We start from the raw sequence: 21,892 nt of genomic DNA, 5'->3' as shown, positions 1-21,892 counted from the left end.
CGCTGGTGGACGCGGTAATGAACACCCTGGGTCAAAGTTTCTGCATTTTATTGCCCCAGGGCCACCGCTCCTGGGATTTTTCCGGTTACAATAGCCCCCGACACGCAGTTCGCTCTTTCCACAGGAACACCCATGACCGTTATAGAGAATATCGTCGCCGCGCTCTGGCAACATGACTTTACCGCGCTTGCGGATCCCCACGTGGTGGGCTTCGTTTATTTCGTCATGTTCGTCACGCTGTTTCTGGAAAACGGTCTGCTGCCCGCCTCTTTCCTGCCGGGCGATAGCCTGCTGATTCTGGCGGGAGCCCTGATTAGCCGGGGCGTGATGGGGTTCGTCCCCACGATTCTGTTACTGACCATCGCCGCCAGCCTGGGCTGCTGGCTGAGCTACCTCCAGGGGCGCTGGCTGGGCAATACCCGCATCGTTCAGGGCTGGCTGGAGCAGTTGCCTCTGCATTACCATCAGCGCGCCACCCGAATGTTTGACCGTCACGGGCTGCTGGCGCTGCTGGCGGGCCGCTTTCTGGCTTTCGTTCGCACCCTGCTGCCGACCCTGGCGGGGCTTTCCGGCCTGTCGAACCGCCGTTTCCAGCTCTTTAACTGGCTGAGCGGGCTGCTGTGGGTGGTGGTGGTCACCAGTTTCGGCTATGCGCTGGGCCTGGTGCCCTTCGTACAGCACCATGAAGAACAGGTGATGACCTTCCTGATGGTGTTGCCGGTAGTCCTGCTGGTCGCCGGGCTGGTCAGCGCGTTGGCGGTAATTCTGAAAAAACGCTACGCCCGCTCCTGATTCCCTCTGCGCGCCGTCGCTTCGCCTTCCGGCAGCGGCGGCATGCTCCGCATTTTCTCCACTTCCCGCTGCGGCGTGGCACCGAAATAACGCTTAAATTCACGACTAAACTGGGAAGGGCTTTCATACCCCACCTGCATCGCCGCCGCGCTGGCCTTTACGCCATCGTGCAACATCAGCATTCGCGCCTTATGCAACCGCCAGCTCTTCAGATACTGAAGCGGTGAAGTACTGGTCACCGCCTTAAAGTTGTGGTGGAACGCCGAAACGCTCATATTGGCCTCCGCCGCCATCTGATCGACGCTGAGGCTTTCCATATAGCGAGTCTCTATGCGCCGTAGCACCCGACCGATCAGGTTGAAATGGCTCTGACGGCTGGAAAGCTGAATAAACGCGCCTCCGCTGGGGCCAGTCAGTACATAGAACAGGATTTCACGGATAATCTGACGCCCCAGTACCCGGGCCTGTAGCGGGTTTTCCAGCACGTCCAGCAGCCGTTCCGCGGCACAGAGTATATCTTCGGTCAGCGGCGTGGGGTTAATGCCGCTGACCACCGGCTGCGGCTGAAAAGCGGGATCTTCGCCAATTTCGATCAGCAATTCCTGGAGCTGTGCGATATCTACATTAATGCGCATTCCCGCCAGGGGCTGTTCCGGGGTAGCGAGGGTCTCGCATTCGAACGGCAGCGGCACCGTCAGCAGCAGGTAGTCGCTGGCGCTGTACTGAAAAACCCGACCATTAAGATAGCCTGTTTTATGCCCGGAAAAGAGAAAAATGATACCCGGCTGGTATACAACAGGCGCCCGGGGATGCGGTGCGGTACCGTACATCAGCGATAATCCCGGCACGCTATCCTCCGATATTTTTTCATTGTTTTTCAAAATATTAATTCTTTCTGCCAGCTGTTGACAGATTGCCGTATGCGCCATTTCACTGCCCCCTTCCCGCGATTCTCGCTCGACTGACATTGTGCATAAAATCTGGTGCTTTCTCTACATTCCTGGAGAAACAGGCAAGACAAAGGCAGAAATGAGCATTGAGGCGAAGGCCGCCGGAGCCGCAAAATAACGCCATACTTTTTTGAACCAGACGGGAATTCACCATGAATAATTTCGATCTTCATACTCCGACCCGCATTCTGTTCGGCAAAGGCGCTATTGCCGACCTGCGCGAACAAATCCCGGCCGACGCCCGGGTGCTAATTACTTACGGTGGCGGCAGCGTTAAGAAAAATGGCGTACTCGACCAGGTGTACGATGCGCTGAAAGGCCTGGAAGTCCATGAATTTAGCGGTATCGAACCTAATCCCGCCTACGAGACTCTGATGAAGGCCGTGGAGCAGGTACGTCAGCAGAATATCGACTTCCTGCTGGCGGTCGGCGGCGGTTCGGTACTGGACGGCACCAAATTTATCGCCGCCGCGGCCCGCTACCCTGAAGGGGTCGATCCGTGGCAGATTCTGGAAAACTACGGCAGCGAGATCCATAGCGCTATCGCGCTGGGTTCGGTGCTGACGCTGCCGGCTACCGGTTCGGAATCCAACCAGGGCGCAGTGATTTCCCGACGTGCGACCGGCGATAAGCGGGCCTTTAAGTCGCCGCACGTCCAGCCACGCTTCGCCGTGCTCGATCCGGTCTACACTTATACCCTGCCGCCGCGCCAGGTGGCCAACGGGGTGGTGGACGCTTTCGTTCACACTATAGAGCAGTATCTGACCTGGCCCGTGAACGCCAAAATCCAGGACCGTTTCGCCGAAGGCATTTTGCAGACTCTGATCGAAGAAGGCCCACGTGCGCTGGCCGAACCGGAAAACTATGACGTGCGCGCCAACCTGATGTGGGGCGCCACCATGGCGCTGAATGGACTGATCGGCGCCGGGGTTCCCCAGGACTGGGCCACCCATATGCTGGGTCACGAGCTGACCGCCATGCACGGTCTGGATCACGCCCAGACTCTGGCTATTGTCCTGCCGTCGCTGCTGAATGAAAAACGCGACAGCAAACACGATAAACTGCTGCAGTATGCGCAGCGGGTCTGGAATATCTCTGATGGTGACGACGAACAGCGCATCGACGCCGCTATCGCCGCTACCCGCAATTTCTTCGAGCGGATGGGGGTTGCGACCCGGATGAGCGACTACGGTCTGGATGGCAGCAGCATTCCAGCGCTGCTGGCGAAGCTGGAAGAACACGGCATGACCCAGCTTGGCGAACATGGCGATATCACTCTGGACGTCAGCCGCCGTATCTACGAAGCGGCCCGTTAAGGCACTTTCGTTTTCGGGTATTTGGTCCAGAATTAATAATCAGGCAGGTATGTTTCCCCTCACCCTAACCCTCTCCCCAGAGGGGAGAGGGAACTGGTAGTTTTCTCCTCTCCCTTGTAGGGAGAAGGAACTGGTAGTTTTCTCCTCTCCCTTATGGAGAGAAGGAACTGGTAGTTTTCTCCTCTCCTTTGTGGGGAGAAGGAACTGGTAGTTTTCTCCCCCCCCCTTGTGGGGAGTGGGAACTCGCTGGTTTTCCCCCTCTCCCTTTGGGAGAGGGCCGGGGTGAGGGGATCCCCTGCCGCCGGACACCTTCCGGCTCCGATGCTTACAGGAGGAACAGATGGCAAATCCAACCCTAATCAAATTAAAGGACGGGAATCTGATGCCGCAGTTGGGGCTCGGCGTATGGAAAGCGAGCCACGACGAGGTAATCACGGCCATACATAAGGCGCTGGAGGTCGGCTATCGCTCCATTGATACCGCCACCGCCTATCACAACGAGGAAGGCGTGGGACAAGCCCTGAAGAGCGCTGGCGTCGCACGTGATGAGCTGTTCATCACCACCAAACTGTGGAACGCCGACCAGCAGCATCCTCAACAGGCTCTGGAGACGAGTCTGGAAAAGCTACAGCTCGACTACCTCGATCTGTACCTTATGCACTGGCCGGTTCCTGCAAAGGATCATTACGTCAGCGCCTGGGAAGGCATGATCGACCTGCAAAAACAGGGCCTGGTGAAAAGCATTGGCGTCTGCAACTTTAATATCCCGCATCTGCAGCGACTGAAAGAGGAGACCGGAACGCTGCCGGTTATCAACCAGATTGAGCTACATCCCCTGCTCCAGCAGCGCGAACTCCATGCCTGGAACGCGACGCATAATATTCAGACCGAATCCTGGAGCCCGCTGGCTCAGGGCGGCGAAGGGGTCTTCGACAAAAAAGTGATTGTCGATCTGGCGAAAAAATATGGAAAATCGCCGGCGCAGATCGTGATTCGCTGGCACCTGGACAACGGGCTGGTGGTGATTCCCAAATCGGTCACGCCATCGCGTATCGCTGACAACTTCGATGTCTGGGACTTCCGGCTGGATAAAGACGAACTGGGCGATATCGCACAGCTCGATAGCGGTAAACGTCTGGGGCCGGATCCCGATACCTTTAGCGCCCAGTAACCCTCACAGCCCGGCCTCTGGCCGGGCTCATGTTGATGTCATAGAGGAAAAAACGTGGTTTTCCCTCTGTGCGGTTATCAGTCGAAAATCAATGAATTGATTTTCCTTGTTTATTTTTCTGGTGATTCTGGCCGAACACGTTCGACCCAGGTTTGTCATCAATCACAGCCCGGCCTCCGGTCGGGCTTTTTACCACTCAGGCCGCAACCAGCGTGATGTTGGGATGGCTCCCGATAATTTCCAGGATAATATCAAAGTAGGTTGGGCCTTCGCCGCGCTCCAGCGCCGCCAGATCCTGCCGGATGCGCGCCTGATTATAACGCTGCGGCTGGGCCAGTTTATCCTGATAGTAACGGCGGGTGGCGTCACGCCCCAGCGCCGCCCTGCTATGCGCCATATCCCGCCATATCAGCGTTAGCGGCTCGTTGCTTTTCAGCGCGCCGAAACCGCCGTACAGCAGGTCGTTCAGCGCATCCAGACTCGGCCCGAGCCGCCAGCTTTCGTCCGCCATAAACAGATCGTTAATCCGATCGTAAAAGCTGCCGATATCGTGGATCCGACTGCCTTCCAGGGTCAGCGTCTTACTCATTCGGCCTCCTGACGGATTAGCGGGCGCGCGGCTTCGGCCTGCGCTGCTGTTTGTTCATCGGCGTATGGCGAGTCAACGCCGCCTGACCGCGCGGCGTCTTACGCCGCGCGTTGCGCGCTTCATCCACCGTAGGTGCCGGCACCAGGCAACCCGGTCGCGCGCCAATCAGATGCTTTTTACCCATCGCTTCCAGCGCGCTGCGAATCAGCGCCCAGTTAGCGGGATCGTGATAGCGCAGCAGCGCCTTGTGCAGGCGACGCTGACGATCGCCGCGCGGTACCGCCACCACCTCGCTTTTGTAATCCACTTTGGCCAGGGGGTTCTTACCGGTGTGGTACATGGTGGTGGCATTGGCCAGCGGCGACGGATAGAAGTTCTGTACCTGATCCAGGCGGAAGCGATGCTCCTTCAGCCACAGCGCCAGGTTCACCATATCTTCGTCCCGGGTGCCGGGGTGAGCCGAAATAAAATAGGGGATCAGATACTGCTCTTTTCCCGCCTCGCGCGAATATTTGTCAAACAGCTCGCGGAAGCGATGATAGCTGCCCATACCCGGCTTCATCATCTTCGACAGCGGCCCCGCTTCGGTATGCTCCGGCGCGATCTTCAAATAACCGCCCACGTGGTGAGTGACCAGTTCTTTAATATAGCGCGGATCCTCCACCGCCAGATCGTAACGCACTCCGGATGCGATCAGGATCTTCCTGACGCCTTTAAGCGCCCTGGCCCGGCGGTATAAATCGATAGTCGGCTGATGATCGGTATCCATATGCGGGCAGATATCCGGGTAGACGCAAGAGAGGCGACGGCAGGTCTGCTCGGCGCGCGGAGACTTACAGCCCAGCATATACATATTGGCCGTCGGGCCCCCCAGATCGGAAATCACACCGGTAAAGCCCGGCACGCTGTCGCGAATCGCTTCGATCTCATGGATTATCGAATCTTCGGATCGGCTCTGAATAATCCGCCCTTCATGTTCGGTTATCGAACAAAACGAACAGCCGCCGAAGCAGCCGCGCATGATATTGATCGAAAAACGGATCATATCGTAAGCCGGGATCCGCCTGCGACCATAGGCAGGGTGCGGTACTCGCCGATACGGTAGACCGAAAACGCCGTCCATCTCTTCCGTAGTCAGCGGTATAGCCGGCGGATTCAGCCAGATATAGCGATCGCCGTGTTTCTGCATCAGCGCCCTGGCGCAGCCAGGGTTAGTTTCATGGTGCAGAATGCGCGAGGCATGAGCGTATAACACCTTATCGTTTTGCACCTTTTCGAATGAAGGCAGCAGCACATAGGTGCGATCCCAGGGCTTAGGGCGCGGCGGCTGCACCGTCACCGGCAGCGTCTCATTTACGGGCACCGACGGTGCCCCATCGGCGCAGGGCAGATCCTCGCCGTAGGGGTGAGGAATGGGATCGATGCGCCCCGGCGTATCAAGGCGGGTGGAATCGACGCCAGTCCATCCCGGCAGCGCGCTCTTGCAAATAAAGGCGGTATTACGCACGTCGGTGATATCGGTAATGGACTCCCCCGCCGCCAGGCGGTGCGCCACCTCCACCAGCGGGCGTTCGCCGTTGCCGAACACCAGCATATCGGCCTTGGCGTCAATCAGCACCGAGCGCCGCACTTTATCCGACCAGTAATCATAGTGGGCGATACGGCGCAGGCTGGCTTCGATACCGCCCAGCAGCACCGGCACGTCGCTCCAGGCCTCTTTACAGCGCTGGGTATAGACCAGGGTGGCGCGATCGGGTCGTTTGCCACCTTCGTTGCCCGGGGTGTAAGCGTCGTCCTTACGCAGTTTGCGATCCGCGGTGTAGCGGTTGATCATCGAGTCCATATTGCCGGCGGTCACGCCGAAGAACAGATTCGGTTTGCCAAGCCGCATGAAATCCCGCTTACTCTGCCAGTCCGGCTGGGCGATGATCCCCACCCGGAAGCCCTGGGATTCCAGCATCCGCCCGACGATCGCCATGCCGAAGCTCGGGTGGTCAACGTAGGCGTCTCCGGTGACAATGATAATGTCGCAGCTGTCCCAGCCCAGTTTATCCATCTCGGCCCGGGACATCGGCATAAAGGGGGCTGGCGTAAAGTCGTCTCCCCGATAGCGGGGCCAGGAGAAGAGCAGGCGTTCGGGCTGGATCAGCGTGGTACGGGGCATGGGGTATTCCGGGCGGTGAAAAAGCGTCAAAAAGAGAGCGGATTATACGCGCAATACCGCGCTAAAGGCAGGGGTTTTACCAACATCAGTACCGGAAACGCATGCTTCATACGCAAGCACAGTGATTACCTGAACTGTAGATTGCGCTTAAATTTGACGATCTCGCCATTTTTCTTTAACCGGTAATCGTCACCGTCATAGACGGTAAAAATCACGCCCAGATTTTTACTTTTATCTACAGAAAAGACCGGATTTTTTTCAATGCAATTTTTAGGGATTTTCATATCAAGAAAACAGAGTCTGTCATATTTTCCCTCTTCTTTATACCCATCACCAAATAACCAAAACGTTACCCAGAACCACCCCTCTTTATCTGGTTCAGGAATATCATATTTTTCTTTTAACATATCCTTGTTTTTCAGCCACCAGTTTATCTTTCCCTTATCAGTGAGAGGAGGATTTTTAAGTAGTACATCGCTAAAACCGCTGCTCCTGTGATGAACTGCCACAATCTCCACCGGACGCAGTGAAAGCCAAAAAAAGTAAGCGCACAGGGCCATCCCCACCAGACAGAATGCGTAAAGCACTTTTTTATTTCTCACTTTCATTACGTTCTCCTGTAATTTCAATACTGGCTTCCATATTGGTCATAAAAGGCTTAAAACCAAATTGATTATAGTGTTGTAGTACAAACCAGATGCGGAAAAAGCGGAACTGATTAAATTTAGTCTTTAATATATCGTGACTATCCAGACCAAAATGATCCTGAACTTTATAGTGCACTATCGCACGATAGCGATGATTATCAATCTGTAGCGATTTTAACGTAATATGCGTAGCCCAGGTGTCATGAACAGAGATCCCCATCCCGTTAAAATTATCCTGAAACCGGTCAAATTTTGGTAATTTGCCATTCAATATAGCTTCTTTAAATTTCTTTTTATTTTCTATTGGGATTTTTTTTCCCAGTCTATATTTCTTTCAAAGGCTTTTTCTAACAGAACGCGAGTACTATTTTTAGTATTATCCCGCAAAATATGCTCTCTCAACGCGCTGTCTAAAGACATATCCCTGAAGGGTTGGCCATCTCCCTTCTGCATATGGATGATCATCTTTTCGATCAGTGACTTATAAGGGCCGTAAAGGGCAAAAGGGCGGGATAAATGGCGGAATTCGTCGAACAGAATCGCAGCACACGCCTGCCGGGAGACCTTTTCACCCACGCAGCGGGAGCCATGAAACCGGGAATGCGGCTGACTGAACGGCGTGATTTTCGTCAATGTGAAAGGGTTCACTCTTGTGGAAATATCCAGCAGATGAAACTGCATGTTTAGCTGAGCGGCGGACAGATCTCCGCTGCGCATATCACAGGCGCTGTAGTCATCCATCCATTTTTGAGTTCTGAATATTGTACAGGGTAATGATAATGCGGCCATCTGCGCCTTTCCTTGTGCCGTTGTCCATGTCGCCACTGCCAAAGAATATTACACGGAGGGCCGCGAAAGCGTAAATGTTGTACCGCCTGAAAAGGGTAGATTCGGAATTCTGGAAACTTCTGGAAATATTAAAAGCCTCCCCGACGGCAACGCCGGGGATTGCTCTCTATAAGCACATCATCAGGGCGCCGGATTCGCCAGAATCTGACCGATAGAGCCCCTGTCCGCCAGTTCCAGGGTCTGGCTGGAATAGAGGAACGGAAAGTGCTGCCAGGAAGGCTGTTCGAAATAGACCAGCAGTTCGACCTGGCCATCCACCCACACGGTGTCTTTCCAGCCGCGATCTTCGCCAAACGGCAGCGCGCCGTTCACATCCTGAATCAGGAAGCGCGCCCCTTCCACGTGGAAAGCCTGGGGCGAGTCGGCGCGAACCGTCCAGCGCTCCCAACTGCCCTGCTGGGTGGTGATGTCAATGCGCTTCATATCCCACAGTTGACCGTTAATGCCCGGGGAGCTACCCAGCGCGATATCACGGCTGCGCACCGCCGCACCGTTGAGGATCTCGTCCGGCAGCAGACGCATCGGCAGATTGTCGGTCACCAGCGGTAGCAGCCCGGTGGGGCGCAGCGTCAGCACCAGGCTGGAGACCAGAATCGACGAAGGCTCAAAGAAACCGCGAATGCGATCCATAATGCCCGCCGACTCTCCGCAGGTCAGCGAAATTTCATCGCCATCGGTCATATCCACCAGCACTTCACGCCGTTCGCCAGGGGCGAGCGACAGCTGGCGTACCGGAACCGGCGCCGGTAAAAAGCCCTGATCGCCGGCGATCACATGCAGCGGACGACCGTCACTGAGCTGTAGCTGATAGCGCCGGGCGTTGGAAGCGTTCAACAGACGCAGGCGCACCCAGCCGCGGGAAACCTCCACATAGGGGCCCTGCACGCCGTTCACCAGCAGGCGATCGCCAACGAAGCCGCCACTGCCGGGTTCGCTATATTCCGGCGCGCCGAAGTTATCGAGCCGTTTGTCCTGAATAATCACCGGGAAGTCATCTACCCCGTAGTGATTCGGAATGGGTAATGATTTGCTGACTTCGTCTTCCACCAGCCACATCCCCGCCAGGCCGTTATATACCTGACGCGCAGAGCGATTGGGCGTATTGGCGTGATACCAGAGGGTCGCCGCCTGCTGACGTACCGGCAGCACCGGCGCCCAGTCGGCATTTGGGGTCATCATACGCGGCGCACCGCCCATCAGGGGGCCGGGCACCAGCAATCCGCTCACCGTCATCGCCACGTTTTCCTGCAGGCGATTACTGTAGATGAGCTTAACGTCGTCGCCGTTCCAGACCCTAACGGTCGGCCCCATGTAACGGCCGTTAAACCCCCATACCGGCACCTTGCCCCCGCCGGTGAACGACCAGTGAGTACGCTGCATCGTTAAGAAAAGCGGTTGCCCGCGACGGGACTCCAGCAGCGGCGGAACCGGCAGTTGCGGCTGCGATCCTTCCGCTTGTGCCCTCAGTGGCACCGCACCTGCACACAGTGCAATTCCGGATGCCTGAATAAAGTGACGCCGACTGAGTGACATATTTGCTCCATATAAACCCCGGCAACATCATCCGGTAAAAGTTAATTCGCCTGTTTCTTTTCCACCGTTGCGGCGCGCTCCCGCTCCGCAACCTCTTTGTTCAGTTCGTCGATCTTTTCCTGCATCAACGCCCGGCAGTGACTGGACAGTTCACGTACCTGGTCTTTACCGTACTGGCTGATATCCACCGGCGGCAGCATTTCGACGATAACCAGTCCGTTATTCCAGCGATTAAGCTTAATTTTATCATTGGTATTCGAAACGCAGATGGGAATAATGGGGACACCTGCGGCAATGGCCGCATGGAAGGCACCGGTTTTAAAGGGTAGCAGGCCGCGCCCCCGGCTGCGGGTTCCTTCAGGAAACATCCAGACAGAAATTTCGCGTTTATGGATCTGACGCACCACCTCGGCAATGGTGCTGTGAGCCCTGGCCCGGTTATTACGATCGATAAGCAGGTTGCCGGTCAGCCAGTAAAGCGGGCCGAAGAACGGGATCCAGGCCAGGCTCTTTTTCCCTACCGTTACCGTCCGCGGCTGTACAATATACGCGGCCGTGACCATATCGTAGTTATTCTGGTGGTTGGCGATATAGATAGCATTACCGTAGTTTTCCGCGCCCTCGGGTTTACGGGTTTCCACTTTCAGGCCAAAAACGCAGGAAAGCCGGGCAAACAGATGACCAAAAGTCGCCACATGGCGCGGGTTACGCGGGCTGAACAGGCACCAGATCGAACCGAATATGCATACCAGGATGCTGTAAACGACGACGATAATAAAGCGAAAAATAAATAGCATAACAACCTCTGAAACCGCAGCCGCTAACAAGTCATACCGGCGAATGCCGGCTGGCGTGTGATATATGGCGCGTTAGAACCAGGTTCGTAGAGTGGGATTCCCGGAGCCACTATTGTTATGCGCATTACGCTAACAAACAATGGCCCTGACGGGAAAAATAGTAAGCGGGATTTGCGCGGGGAAACAACACCTTCCCCGCGACAGTCAACCGCGCGCGAACTACTTCGTGCCGCCGGTATCTTGCCCACCCGCAGGCGCATCCACCTCAATGCTGTCGATTCGCTGCAAACCGCGCATCAGCGTACCACGGCGGCCGCGTTCGGCACGCACCTTCTGCAGCTCTTCCGGACGCAGCTTCAGCTTACGTTTGCCGACGTGAATGGTCACCCCGCTCTGCGGCGGCAGAATCAGAAGGTGCGCCAGACGATCCGCTCCCTTCGCCGCGTCGGCGGCGGGGATTGAGATAATCTTGTTGCCCTTGCCGCGTGACAGCTCAGGCAGATCGCTGACCGGGAACATCAGCATACGCCCGGCGGCGGTGATCGCCAGCAGCATATCATCCTGGCCGATAAGCTCCAGCGGCGGCATGACGTGCGCGTTTTCCGGCAGCGTAATCAACGCCTTACCTGCACGGTTGCGCGCCACCAGATCGCCGAAGGTGCAGACAAATCCATAGCCCGCGTCCGACGCCATCAGCAGCTTCTGGTCGTCTCCGGCCATCAATACCTGCTCCACCACCGCGCCCGGTGGCAGTGTGACCTTACCGGTCAGCGGTTCGCCCTGACTGCGCGCCGATGGCAACGTGATGGGATCGACCGCGTAGCTGCGCCCGGTAGAGTCCAGAAACACCGCCGGCTGGTTGCTCTTGCCCTGGGCCGAAGACAGGTATTCGTCCCCGGCCTTATAGTTCAGCCCCGTGGGGTCGATATCGTGCCCTTTGGCGCTACGCACCCAGCCCATCTTTGACAGCACCACGGTGATCGGCTCGGAAGGTAGCATGTCGTGCTCGCTCATCGCCTTCGCCTCTTCACGCTCGTGAAGCGGCGAACGACGATCGTCGCCGAAGGCATCGGCATCGGCCTGAATCTCTTTTTTCAGCAGGGTGTTCATCCGGCGCTCGGAACCCAGAATCGCCTGCAGCTGGTCGCGCTCTTTTTCCAGTTCGCTCTGCTCGCCGCGAATTTTCATCTCTTCGAGCTTCGCCAGGTGGCGCAGTTTCAGTTCCAGAATCGCTTCGGCCTGGGTTTCGCTGAGCGCAAAGCGCGACATCAACACCGGCTTCGGCTCGTCTTCGCTGCGGATGATGTGAATCACCTCATCGATATTCAGGAAGGCGACCAACAGGCCTTCCAGAATATGCAGGCGATTCAGCACTTTCTCCAGACGATAGTTCAGACGGCGACGCACGGTATCGCGGCGGTAGACCAGCCATTCGCTCAGAATTTCATGCAGGTTCTTCACCGCCGGACGCCCGTCCAGCCCGATCATATTGAGGTTAACGCGGTAGCTTTTTTCCAGATCGGTAGTGGCGAACAGGTGATTCATAACCTGTTCCATATCCACGCGGTTAGAGCGCGGCACAATCACCAGACGGGTCGGGTTTTCGTGATCGGATTCGTCGCGCAGATCGTCCACCATCGGCAGCTTTTTGGCACGCATCTGGCTGGCGATCTGCTCCAGCACCCGGGCGCCGGAAACCTGATGCGGCAGCGCGCTAATAACGACCGCGCCATCCTCTTTGCTCCACACCGCCCGCATTCGCACCGAGCCGCGGCCGGTCTGGTAGATTTTGCGAATGTCGGCACGCGAGGTGATAATCTCCGCCTCGGTGGGATAATCCGGCCCCTGAATGATATCCAGCAGCTGGTCGAGCGTGGTTTTCGGCTGCTCAATAAGCGTAATGGCCGCCTGGGCCACCTCTTTCAGGTTGTGGGGCGGGATATCGGTCGCCATCCCCACCGCAATGCCAGTAGTGCCGTTCAGCAGAATATTGGGCAGGCGCGCCGGTAGCCTCGCAGGTTCACGCATCGTACCGTCGAAGTTGGGCACGAAATCCACCGTCCCCTGCCCCAGTTCGCCCAGCAGCACCTCCGCATACTTAGAGAGTCGCGATTCGGTATAACGCATCGCCGCAAAGGATTTGGGATCGTCCGGCGCCCCCCAGTTTCCCTGACCGTCCACCAGCGGGTAACGATAGGAGAAAGGCTGCGCCATCAGCACCATGGCTTCATAGCAGGCGCTATCGCCGTGGGGATGATATTTACCCAGCACGTCACCCACGGTGCGCGCCGACTTTTTAAATTTCGCGCTGGCGCTCAGCCCCAGTTCCGACATGGCATAGACGATACGGCGCTGTACGGGCTTAAGGCCATCGCCGATAAACGGCAGCGCGCGGTCCATGATGACGTACATGGAGTAGTTCAGATAGGCGTTTTCCGTGAATTCATGCAGGGCGAGACGCTCTGCGCCATCATGAGTCAGATCGCTCATTAATAATCCTCAGACTGGCTTTCCATGAGTTAAGCGGGACAGTTGCGGTGATAATACAGTATCTGACGCCTGGGGTCACAAGGAAGCCAGATTATTGCCCTAAAAGCAAAAGTCTTTGCAGATTTTAGCCATTTTTTTGTGATGGGTATCACTATATGATTGGCTACAAACATAACAGTTCAGGAACAAATTATGAGCAACATTGTTATCATCAACGGCGGCAAAAAATTTGCCCATTCCAACGGCCAGCTCAACGATACCCTGACCGAAGTGGCGGAAGGCTTTCTGCGTGACGCCGGCCACGAGGTAAAAGTGACCCGCGCCGATGCAGATTACGATATTAAAGCCGAAGTGGAAAAATTCCAGTGGGCTGACGTGATTATCTGGCAGATGCCCGGCTGGTGGATGGGCGCGCCATGGACCGTGAAAAAATATATGGACGACGTGTTCACCGAAGGTCACGGCACGCTGTACGCCAGCGATGGACGCACCCGCTCCGACGCATCGAAGAAATATGGCTCCGGTGGCCTGATGCAGGGTACCCGCTATATGCTGTCCCTGACCTGGAACGCCCCGATGGAAGCCTTCACCGACGAAGCACAGTTCTTCCACGGCGTGGGCGTGGATGGCGTTTATCTGCCGTTTCACAAAGCCAATCAGTTCCTGGGCATGGAGAGCCTGCCGACCTTTATCGCCAATGACGTCATCAAAATGCCCGATGTTCCGCGCTATATCGCAGAATACCGCAAGCATCTGAGCGAAATTTTTGCTTAACTGTATCCCGGCATTCATTCCGGGGTCGCAGGAACGTCATCGCACGGCCTGACGCAGGATGAATTCAGGATAAGAGCCTGTTTTGCAAGGCAGGCGTTAAGGAGTTAATCAAACATGCTAACTGTTATTGCCGACATCCGCACCCGCCCTGGCCAGCACCATCGCCAGGCGGTACTGGACGCCTTCAGAGAAATCATTCCGACCGTGCTGAAAGAGGACGGCTGCCACGGCTATGCGCCGCTGGTGGATCATAACGCCCAGGTCGATTTTCAGACCTGCGTGCCGGATTCCATCACCATGGTGGAAAAGTGGGAAAGCGTTGCCCACCTGCAGGCCCATTTGCAGACGCCGCACATGAAAGCCTGGTCTGAAAAGGTAAAAGAGGACGTGCTGGAAACCCGCATTCGCATCCTCGAAGAGGGGGTATAAACCCAGCCTCGTAACAAAAAAAAAGCGATGCCCTGCATCGCTTTTCCCTTCCTGGTTGATTCCGAAAATATCCTCATCGCCATACGGCTTCTGAGGTGGATAAATTCCCGTACCAACGCGCTGTATTTACCCACATCGCCGCGGCGGCGCCGTGGGGCGTAAATCAGACCTCGATATCCGCCATATCACCTTTTTCCTGCAGCCAGTGGCGGCGATCTTCCGCGCGCTTCTTGGCCAACAGCATATCCATGACCGCACGGGTTCGCTCGTCGTCATCGTCACTGATGGTCAGCTGCACCAGACGACGGGTATTGGGGTCGAGGGTGGTTTCCCGCAGTTGCATCGGGTTCATTTCGCCCAGACCTTTAAAGCGCTGTACGCCCGGCTTGCCGCGCTTACGCTTAAGCTGCTCCAGGATACCGGCTTTCTCTTCTTCATCCAGCGCGTAGTAAACCTCTTTCCCCAGATCGATGCGGTAGAGCGGCGGCATCGCCACGTAAACGTGACCGCCTTTGACCAGCGCGCGGAAGTGGCGCACAAAGAGCGCGCACAGCAGCGTGGCGATGTGCAGACCGTCCGAGTCGGCGTCCGCCAGGATGCAAACCTTGCCGTAGCGCAGCTGGCTCAAGTCCTCGCTATCGGGATCGATACCAATAGCCACCGAGATATCATGCACCTCCTGAGAAGCCAGTACTTCGTCGGAAGAGACTTCCCAGGTGTTCAGGATCTTCCCCTTAAGCGGCATGATCGCCTGATATTCACGATCGCGCGCCTGCTTGGCGGAACCGCCCGCCGAGTCCCCTTCCACCAGGAACAGTTCGGTACGGCTCAGATCCTGAGCGGTGCAGTCCGCCAGCTTACCGGGCAGCGCCGGGCCGCTGGTCAGCTTCTTACGCACCACCTTTTTGGCCGCGCGCAGGCGGCGCTGGGCGCTGGAGATCGCCATTTCGGCCAGCTGTTCCGCAGCCTGCACATTCTGATTGAGCCACAGCGAGAAAGCGTCTTTCACCACGCCGGAAACAAAGGCCGCGCACTGACGTGAAGAGAGGCGCTCTTTAGTCTGGCCGGCGAACTGCGGATCCTGCATCTTCACCGAAAGCACATAGGCGCAGCGTTCCCAGATATCTTCCGCGGTCAGCTTCACGCCGCGCGGCAGGATGTTGCGGTATTCGCAGAACTCGCGCATGGCGTCCAGCAGCCCCTGACGCAGCCCGTTAACGTGGGTTCCCCCCTGCATGGTGGGGATAAGGTTCACGTAACTTTCCGTCAGCAGTTCCCCCCCTTCCGGCAGCCAGAGCAGCGCCCAGTCCACCGCTTCGGTTTCACCATGGAAGTCACCGATAAAGGGCTGTTCCGGCAGGGCTATCAGGCCATTTACCGCTTCGCACAGGTAATCCTTAAGACCATCCTGGTAGCACCAACGCTGTTCGGTCTGGTTGACCTCGTCTTTAAAGACGATCTCTACGCCCGGGCACAGTACCGCTTTGGCCTTCAGCAGATGCGTCAGACGCGATACGGAAAAGCGCGGACTGTCAAAGAACTGTTCGTCCGGCCAGAAGTGGACGCTGGTGCCGGTATTGCGCTTGCCGCAGGTACCGATCACTTCCAGATCCTGCACCTTATCACCATTTTCAAACGCAATTCGCCATACCTGCGCGTCGCGCTTCACGGTGACTTCCACCCGTTTCGACAGGGCGTTAACCACCGAGATCCCGACCCCGTGCAGGCCGCCAGAAAACTGGTAGTTCTTATTAGAAAATTTGCCCCCGGCGTGCAGTCGGCAGAGGATCAGCTCAACGGCCGGTACCCCCTCTTCCGGGTGAATATCTACCGGCATGCCGCGCCCGTCGTCGATCACTTCCAGCGACTGGTCCGCATGCAGGATAACCTCCACGCGCTTTGCGTGGCCCGCCAGGGCTTCGTCCACGCTGTTGTCGATAACTTCCTGGCCCAGATGGTTAGGGCGGGTGGTATCGGTGTACATGCCCGGGCGGCGGCGCACAGGCTCAAGCCCGGTCAGTACCTCAATGGCATCTGCGTTATAGGATTGCGTCATGATCTGTTCGTTCAGGTAGTCAAGCGTCGTGCTTTCCGGGCCTTAGCGGAGCCCCAGAAAATCGACAATCTGTGTGAAATAGCGCTCAAAGCCCACAAAAGCGTGGTTTCCGCCCTCTTCCACGCTCTGACGGCAGGCATCGTAATATGCCACGGCCTGGCGGTAATCCAGAACCTCATCATCGGTCTGCTGTAGCAGCCAGATGAGGTCCGGCGCCTCAAGCGGGTCGATCTGCATGACTTTAAGATCGTAAATATGGCGAGACTCTAGCACATATTGCTGCCCCGTCCACGGGTTCTCGTTATTCCCCAGAAAGTTGGTCAGCAGCTCGAACGGACGCACCGCCGGGTTGATCACCACGGCAGGCAACATAAAGCACTGGGACAGCCAGGTGGCGTAGTAACCGCCAAGGGAAGAGCCGACAAGGCCGAGATTTTCCCCTCCATGGGCCAGAACCAGACTTTCCATGAGCTGCGCCGCCTCTTCGGGGTAAGGCGGCAATTCAGGCACCAGCATCTCGATATCGGGATGATGTTCCGCCAGCCACGCCGACAGCGCCATCGCCTTGGCGGAGCGCGGCGAACTGTTAAAGCCATGCAGATAAAGCAGCTTAGCCATCAGTAGCCTTCCGACTCGGTATCCGGGCTGAAGTCCTGGGTCTCAAGACGACAGACTTCGGTGGTGATTGTACCGTCCGGCGCCAGTTCCAGCCAGCGCCAGCCGGGCGGAATGGTATCCAGGGTAAAATTGGCGCAGTGGGGTTTGAACTGCACGCAGGTGGAAGGCGTCGCCAGCAGTCGGCGACCGTTCCAGTCAAGATCCAGTTCCTGGTGAATATGACCGCACAGCAGCGTCCTGACGCGCGGCCAGCGTGCCAGGACATCGTCCAGCGCCGCCGAGTTGCGCAGACTATGTTGATCGAGCCAGCTACAGCCCGCCGGCATGGGATGGTGATGCAGCAACAAGAGGGTATGGCGCAGAGGCGCCCTTGAGAGCTGGCGTTCCAGCCATTCCAGCTGATAGTCGCTGAGTTCGCCGTGGGGCACGCCAAACACCTGGCTGTCCAGCAGCAGGATCTGCCAGGCCTCACCGGCGTAGATCACTTTGGCCGGCGAAATGCCCGCCTCCTGCAAAGCGCTGTACATCGCAGGCTGAAAATCGTGATTACCGGGCAGCCAGACGCAGGGCACTGAAAACCCTGCTATCCCATCGGCGAAATGCTGGTACGCCTGGGCACTCTGATCCTGCGCCAGATCGCCGGTCGCAACAATCAGATCCCAGTGGTTGTGCCGGGCACGAATCGCCGCGACCACCGCCTGATAACTCGCCCAGGTATTCACCCCCAAAAGGGCGCCGCTCTTGTCGGCAAACAGGTGAGTATCGGTAATTTGTAAAATCCTGATGCTGGCCCCACCGGCCACAGGAAGATTTAACTGGCTTTCCAAATGGTGTCCTTCAGCTTTCACGACGCTAACATACCCGTCATACTTCAGGCCGCATATTCGTTGGCACTGTCCTCAATCCCCGGGACTTGCCCTTCCGGGCGCCACTGGCGGCGTATCGAAGCGCCGCCCATATAAAGGTTGTGATTCACCTTAACCACATCGCCATACCAGAGCCCCCGAATACATTAGGGTAACACCGGTATCTCCATCGCTCCATGCGCCAGACAGTAGCGCAGCCAGTCAGCAAGGAACTGATTAATCTGATGCTTTTCGTCGCGTTGGTGCAACCTGTTATTAGGATAATCATAACGCGCTTTAAAGCGGAAGATCTGCTGACTTGAACACACTTCCGCGACCATCGCATCATGATACAGCCGCACCGTCATCGATGGCAGGCTCCAGTAGCTGACCGCCGGCCACGTCTGATCGATTTCCACCAGCGTAGTGTAGCGGGTAGATTCAAGAATCGTTATCCGATATTGCGCATCCTTTACCCGGTAACTAATGGTCTCGCCAGGCGAGTCCTGGCGCGGGAGCAGGCGCCGCAGCTGGGCGAAATTGGTTTCACTCAGCCTCATCATTTCGGGAAAATCAGGCACATAGCGCTTCATACCTGGGGGTAACCTCTTTTTGTATAGCCGCATCGCCCAACCTTCTGCTATCAACGGGGGAGGACGGTGCGGGAAATTCAACGTCACCGCTGAAGCGACCGCCAGTCTTAAAGCACGTAATGGCTTAACCTGCGCTGGCGTTCCAGTCGACTTTCAGCGTCTCGTGGTGCAACTGCAACCACTGCAGGGCAATGATCGAAGCTGCATTATCGATAACTCCCTCATTGACCCATCGATAAGCCTGCTCCCTACTTACCACATGGACACGAATATCCTCATTTTCTTCCGCCAGGCCGTGGATGCCTTTCGCCGTGGAGGCGTCCACTTCGCCGACCAGCACCGACAGACGTTCGCTGGTGCCGCCCGGACTTGCGAGATAGCTGGTCACCGGACGAACCCGACCGACGCTTAATCCGGCCTCTTCCTGCGCCTCGCGACGGGCCACCTCTTCATGGCTTTCACCCTCTTCGATCATACCCGCCACCAGCTCCAGTAGCCACGGGCTGTCGCTGGTGTCATACGCAGCGATACGAATCTGTTCGATCAGCACCACCTCATCGCGCACAGGGTCATAGGGTAGCAAGACCACGGCGTGGCCGCGCTCAAAAATTTCCCGTTTGATCTCTTCACTCATGCCGCCATTGAACAGGCGATGACGGAAACGATACATTTTTAACGAAAAAAAGCCGCTGTATACCGTTTCGCGTGCAATAATTTCTACATCGTTTTTACCAAAAGTGACTGCCATTTTTGTCGGTTTACTCATGATGTCATCCGCAGGTAATGGTGGTTAAATGATCGTTTTACAACAGGACGGCTACCGTTTCCGTCATGCTATGGTAGATTGACGGATATCAGCGACCGATGGCACATTACGCCAAGCCCGTCCTCAGGCGGACTCTGCTAGAATCTGCGATCATTTTCGGCACTTGTCAGCGCTAACAAAAAATTCAGCTTCACAACAAGGAATGCAAATGAAGAAACTGCTCCCCATTCTTATCGGCCTGAGTCTGACAGGATTCAGCGCCATGAGCCAGGCTGAAAACCTGCTTCAGGTTTATCAGCAGGCGCGTCTGAGCAACCCGGACCTGCGTAAATCCGCCGCTGACCGTGACGCAGCGTTCGAGAAGATCAACGAAGCGCGCAGCCCGCTGCTGCCGCAGCTCGGTCTGGGCGCGGATTATAGCTACAACTCCGGGTTCCGCGACAACAGCGGCGTCCACTATAACGCTACCAGCGCGTCACTTAAGTTGACCCAGACCATTTTCGATATGTCGAAATGGCGTGCGTTAACGCTCCAGGAAAAAACCGCCGGTATACAGGATGTCACCTGGCAGGCTGACCAACAGGAGTTGATCCTCAATACCGCCACCGCCTATTTTAAAGTGCTGAGCGCCATCGATACGCTTTCTTACATTGAAGCGGAAAAAAAGGCGATTTATCGCCAGTTGGATCAGACCACCCAGCGGTTTAATGTGGGCCTGGTGGCGATTACCGACGTACAGAACGCCCGCGCCCAGTACGACAGCGTCCTGGCGCAGGAAGTGACCGCGCGTAACGACCTGGATAACGCGGTGGAAGACTTGCGCCAGATCAGCGGTAATTTCTACCCGGAACTTGCGTCGCTGAATGTCGATCGCTTCAGCTCCGCGAAGCCCGATACGGTTAATAACCTGCTGAAAGAAGCTGAAAAGCGTAACCTGACGTTGCTGCAGGCGCGTTTGAGCCAGGATCTGGCCCGCGAGCAGATTCGCTACGCGCAAACCGGCCATATGCCAACCGTCGACCTGAGCGCCTCTTCCGGCGTCTCCGATCAGGACTACAATGCCAAAGGCCGTCAGTTCATGGGCAATAGCCATACCGGCCAGAATCAGATCGGCCTGAGCTTTAATCTGCCGCTGTACAGCGGCGGCGCGGTGACGTCTCAGGTGAAGCAGGCACAGTACGCTTTCGTGGGCGCCAGCGAACAGCTGGAAAGCGCGCATCGTAGCGTGGTTCAGAACGTTCGTTCTTCCTGGAACAACGTCAACGCTTCTATCAGCAATGTGAAGGCCTATGAGCAGTTAGTAACCTCTTCTCAGAGCTCTCTGGACGCGATGGAAGCCGGCTACTCGGTGGGTACCCGTACCATCGTCGATGTACTGGACGCCACCACCACGCTCTACAACGCCAAGCAGCAGCTTTCCAGCGCGCGTTATAACTATCTGATTAACCAGCTGAATATTAAGTATGCGCTCGGTACTCTGAACGAGCAGGATCTGCAGGCGCTGAACAATACCCTGGGTAAACCTATCGCCACCAGTCCTCAAAGCCTGGCCCCGGACAACCCACAGCAGGATGCCCAGGCCGACGGTTATAATACCGCCAGCGCCAGGAGCTCAGCCCCCGCCGCTCAGCCTGTCACCCGCCCGGCGACAGCCGCCAGCACTACCAGCGGTCGTAACCCGTTCCGCAACTAGTACCGACACAGGGGCGCCATACGGCGCCCCTGTTACGTAAGGCAACGTAAAGATCCCGCCTCTGCCTGCGCCTTGCGCTTTAATTTCAACCAGTCATCCTCTATCCTTTAGCCCACAATATTGTATATACCTCGGGATTCAGGAAGACAGGATGAAACGGACAAAAACAATTAATCACGCCGCATTCCGTAAGAACTGGCGCGCCCGCCATTTAACGCCGGTCGCACTGGCCGTTGGGGCCGTCTTTATGCTGGCTGGCTGCGAGCAGAGCGATGAAACCGTCTCGCTCTATCAGAACGCCGATCAGTGCGCCCAGGCCAACCCCGGTAAAAGCGCCGAATGCACCACGGCCTACAATAACGCCGTGAAAGAAGCCGCACGTACCGCGCCGAAATATGCAACCCGCGAAGACTGCGTGGCGGAATTTGGCGAAGACCAGTGCCAGCAGGCGCCCGCTCAGGCCTCTATGGCGGGTAACAGCGAACACCAGGCCGAAGCCCAGTCCAGCGGCAGTTTCTGGATGCCGTTGATGGCGGGCTATATGATGGGCCGAATGATGGGCGGCGGCATGGCTCAGCAGCCGCTGTTCTCATCACGTAATCCGGCCAGTCCGGCCTACGGCCAGTACACGGACGCCAGCGGCAAAAGCTATGGCGCGGCGCGTCCGGGCCGCAGCATGACGGTGCCGAAAACAGCTATGGCGCCGAAACCTGCGACCACCACCACTATCACCCGCGGTGGTTTTGGTGAATCCGTCGCTAAGCAGAGCGCCATGCAGCGTAGCGCGACCGGCAGTTCCAGCCGTTCCATGGGCGGCTGA

19 protein-coding genes and 1 pseudogene are annotated in these 21,892 nt (G+C 56.8%); 7 read left to right on the top strand and 13 right to left on the bottom strand.

Features of this window, described 5'->3' with window-relative positions:
* The first annotated feature begins 132 nt into the window (after nt 1–132).
* Nucleotides 133–792, top strand: a complete 660-nt coding sequence (locus V3W49_RS05835) for a DedA family protein (RefSeq protein ID WP_500144283.1) — start codon at nt 133–135, stop codon at nt 790–792.
* Here V3W49_RS05835 and V3W49_RS05830 read toward each other — a convergent pair.
* Entirely contained in the window at nt 777–1,721 is a 945-nt protein-coding gene (locus tag V3W49_RS05830) for an AraC family transcriptional regulator (RefSeq protein ID WP_500144282.1), read from the bottom strand. The two genes, V3W49_RS05835 and V3W49_RS05830, sit on opposite strands and share 16 nt — an antisense overlap.
* A gap of 173 nt (nt 1,722–1,894) precedes the next feature.
* Here V3W49_RS05830 and yqhD point away from each other — a divergent pair, with 173 nt between their 5' ends.
* Both yqhD and dkgA read left to right on the top strand, forming a co-directional pair.
* Nucleotides 1,895–3,058 carry an alcohol dehydrogenase gene (gene yqhD / locus V3W49_RS05825; RefSeq protein ID WP_500144281.1) on the top strand — a complete coding sequence of 388 codons (1,164 nt, stop codon included), beginning with the start codon at nt 1,895–1,897 and terminating at the stop codon, nt 3,056–3,058.
* A 340-nt stretch (nt 3,059–3,398) separates the two neighbouring features.
* The gene (dkgA, locus tag V3W49_RS05820; RefSeq protein ID WP_500144279.1) at nt 3,399–4,229 is read left to right on the top strand and encodes a 2,5-didehydrogluconate reductase DkgA; all 831 of its coding nucleotides are present in this window, start codon (nt 3,399–3,401) and stop codon (nt 4,227–4,229) included.
* Between the two features lie 196 nt (nt 4,230–4,425).
* Here dkgA and V3W49_RS05815 read toward each other — a convergent pair whose 3' ends face one another.
* The 7 genes and pseudogenes from V3W49_RS05815 to parC all read right to left on the bottom strand — a co-directional run bounded on the left by V3W49_RS05815 (nt 4,426) and on the right by parC (nt 13,298).
* Entirely contained in the window at nt 4,426–4,818 is a 393-nt protein-coding gene (locus tag V3W49_RS05815; RefSeq protein ID WP_500144277.1) for a barstar family protein, read from the bottom strand.
* 16 nt (nt 4,819–4,834) lie between these two features.
* Nucleotides 4,835–6,982 carry a YgiQ family radical SAM protein gene (locus tag V3W49_RS05810; protein ID WP_500144276.1) on the bottom strand — a complete coding sequence of 716 codons (2,148 nt, stop codon included), beginning with the start codon at nt 6,980–6,982 and terminating at the stop codon, nt 4,835–4,837.
* A 125-nt stretch (nt 6,983–7,107) separates the two neighbouring features.
* Entirely contained in the window at nt 7,108–7,590 is a 483-nt protein-coding gene (locus V3W49_RS05805; protein WP_500144275.1) for a DUF943 family protein, read from the bottom strand.
* A pseudogene (locus V3W49_RS05800) lies at nt 7,574–8,418 on the bottom strand (YPO3983 family protein). Before V3W49_RS05800 ends, V3W49_RS05805 begins: the two are co-directional and overlap by 17 nt.
* Nucleotides 8,419–8,598: 180 nt before the next feature.
* The gene (ftsP, locus tag V3W49_RS05795; protein ID WP_500144274.1) at nt 8,599–10,011 is read right to left on the bottom strand and encodes a cell division protein FtsP; all 1,413 of its coding nucleotides are present in this window, start codon (nt 10,009–10,011) and stop codon (nt 8,599–8,601) included.
* A 41-nt stretch (nt 10,012–10,052) separates the two neighbouring features.
* Nucleotides 10,053–10,808 (bottom strand): 1-acylglycerol-3-phosphate O-acyltransferase, encoded by a 756-nt coding sequence (locus V3W49_RS05790; protein ID WP_500144272.1) that lies wholly within the window; start codon nt 10,806–10,808, stop codon nt 10,053–10,055.
* A 219-nt stretch (nt 10,809–11,027) separates the two neighbouring features.
* A complete protein-coding gene (gene parC / locus V3W49_RS05785; RefSeq protein ID WP_500144270.1) occupies nt 11,028–13,298 on the bottom strand; it encodes a DNA topoisomerase IV subunit A in 2,271 nt (756 codons plus the stop codon).
* Nucleotides 13,299–13,490: 192 nt separating this feature from the next.
* Here parC and V3W49_RS05780 point away from each other — a divergent pair, with 192 nt between their 5' ends.
* Nucleotides 13,491–14,072, top strand: a complete 582-nt coding sequence (locus tag V3W49_RS05780; protein WP_500144268.1) for an NAD(P)H-dependent oxidoreductase — start codon at nt 13,491–13,493, stop codon at nt 14,070–14,072.
* Nucleotides 14,073–14,186: 114 nt separating this feature from the next.
* On the top strand, nt 14,187–14,501 hold the full coding sequence (locus V3W49_RS05775; RefSeq protein ID WP_500144266.1) for a putative quinol monooxygenase: 315 nt from the start codon (nt 14,187–14,189) through the stop codon (nt 14,499–14,501).
* 163 nt (nt 14,502–14,664) lie between these two features.
* On the opposite strand, the gene parE is transcribed toward V3W49_RS05775, so the two are convergent.
* From parE to nudF, 5 genes are all read right to left on the bottom strand, one after another.
* Nucleotides 14,665–16,557: a DNA topoisomerase IV subunit B gene (gene parE / locus V3W49_RS05770; protein WP_500144265.1), complete on the bottom strand. Its 1,893-nt coding sequence runs from the start codon at nt 16,555–16,557 to the stop codon at nt 14,665–14,667.
* Nucleotides 16,558–16,599: 42 nt separating this feature from the next.
* Entirely contained in the window at nt 16,600–17,175 is a 576-nt protein-coding gene (gene yqiA, locus V3W49_RS05765; protein WP_500144263.1) for an esterase YqiA, read from the bottom strand.
* Entirely contained in the window at nt 17,175–18,002 is an 828-nt protein-coding gene (gene cpdA / locus V3W49_RS05760; RefSeq protein ID WP_500144261.1) for a 3',5'-cyclic-AMP phosphodiesterase, read from the bottom strand. Before cpdA ends, yqiA begins: the two co-directional genes overlap by 1 nt.
* A 185-nt stretch (nt 18,003–18,187) precedes the next feature.
* On the bottom strand, nt 18,188–18,613 hold the full coding sequence (locus tag V3W49_RS05755) for a DUF1249 family protein (RefSeq protein WP_500144260.1): 426 nt from the start codon (nt 18,611–18,613) through the stop codon (nt 18,188–18,190).
* A gap of 124 nt (nt 18,614–18,737) precedes the next feature.
* Nucleotides 18,738–19,379: an ADP-ribose diphosphatase gene (gene nudF / locus V3W49_RS05750; RefSeq protein ID WP_500144259.1), complete on the bottom strand. Its 642-nt coding sequence runs from the start codon at nt 19,377–19,379 to the stop codon at nt 18,738–18,740.
* 208 nt (nt 19,380–19,587) lie between these two features.
* Between nudF and tolC the strand changes: the two genes are divergently transcribed.
* Together tolC and V3W49_RS05740 are read left to right on the top strand one after the other, a co-directional pair.
* Nucleotides 19,588–21,072, top strand: coding sequence for an outer membrane channel protein TolC (gene tolC / locus V3W49_RS05745; protein ID WP_500144258.1), 1,485 nt, complete (start codon nt 19,588–19,590; stop codon nt 21,070–21,072).
* 151 nt (nt 21,073–21,223) lie between these two features.
* Nucleotides 21,224–21,892 carry a DUF1190 family protein gene (locus V3W49_RS05740; protein WP_500144257.1) on the top strand — a complete coding sequence of 223 codons (669 nt, stop codon included), beginning with the start codon at nt 21,224–21,226 and terminating at the stop codon, nt 21,890–21,892.

It is taken from the genome of Rosenbergiella sp. YN46, assembly GCF_036620675.1.
In the GTDB taxonomy this organism is placed as follows: domain Bacteria; phylum Pseudomonadota; class Gammaproteobacteria; order Enterobacterales; family Enterobacteriaceae; genus Jejubacter.
The sequence above is the reverse complement of the archived record's forward strand: the minus strand, read 5'-3'. Positions and strand labels throughout refer to the sequence as shown.

Coding starts and splice junctions, on each gene's coding strand:
- parE (WP_500144265.1), bottom strand. CDS start 16,557: ATGACGCAATCCTATAACGCAGATGCCATTGAGGTACTGACCGGGCTT.
- V3W49_RS05830 (WP_500144282.1), bottom strand. CDS start 1,721: ATGGCGCATACGGCAATCTGTCAACAGCTGGCAGAAAGAATTAATATT.
- dkgA (WP_500144279.1), top strand. CDS start 3,399: ATGGCAAATCCAACCCTAATCAAATTAAAGGACGGGAATCTGATGCCG.
- V3W49_RS05815 (WP_500144277.1), bottom strand. CDS start 4,818: ATGAGTAAGACGCTGACCCTGGAAGGCAGTCGGATCCACGATATCGGC.
- V3W49_RS05810 (WP_500144276.1), bottom strand. CDS start 6,982: ATGCCCCGTACCACGCTGATCCAGCCCGAACGCCTGCTCTTCTCCTGG.
- V3W49_RS05775 (WP_500144266.1), top strand. CDS start 14,187: ATGCTAACTGTTATTGCCGACATCCGCACCCGCCCTGGCCAGCACCAT.
- yqhD (WP_500144281.1), top strand. CDS start 1,895: ATGAATAATTTCGATCTTCATACTCCGACCCGCATTCTGTTCGGCAAA.
- V3W49_RS05740 (WP_500144257.1), top strand. CDS start 21,224: ATGAAACGGACAAAAACAATTAATCACGCCGCATTCCGTAAGAACTGG.
- V3W49_RS05780 (WP_500144268.1), top strand. CDS start 13,491: ATGAGCAACATTGTTATCATCAACGGCGGCAAAAAATTTGCCCATTCC.
- tolC (WP_500144258.1), top strand. CDS start 19,588: ATGAAGAAACTGCTCCCCATTCTTATCGGCCTGAGTCTGACAGGATTC.
- V3W49_RS05835 (WP_500144283.1), top strand. CDS start 133: ATGACCGTTATAGAGAATATCGTCGCCGCGCTCTGGCAACATGACTTT.
- V3W49_RS05790 (WP_500144272.1), bottom strand. CDS start 10,808: ATGCTATTTATTTTTCGCTTTATTATCGTCGTCGTTTACAGCATCCTG.
- nudF (WP_500144259.1), bottom strand. CDS start 19,379: ATGAGTAAACCGACAAAAATGGCAGTCACTTTTGGTAAAAACGATGTA.
- V3W49_RS05755 (WP_500144260.1), bottom strand. CDS start 18,613: ATGAAGCGCTATGTGCCTGATTTTCCCGAAATGATGAGGCTGAGTGAA.
- V3W49_RS05805 (WP_500144275.1), bottom strand. CDS start 7,590: ATGAAAGTGAGAAATAAAAAAGTGCTTTACGCATTCTGTCTGGTGGGG.
- yqiA (WP_500144263.1), bottom strand. CDS start 17,175: ATGGCTAAGCTGCTTTATCTGCATGGCTTTAACAGTTCGCCGCGCTCC.
- ftsP (WP_500144274.1), bottom strand. CDS start 10,011: ATGTCACTCAGTCGGCGTCACTTTATTCAGGCATCCGGAATTGCACTG.
- parC (WP_500144270.1), bottom strand. CDS start 13,298: ATGAGCGATCTGACTCATGATGGCGCAGAGCGTCTCGCCCTGCATGAA.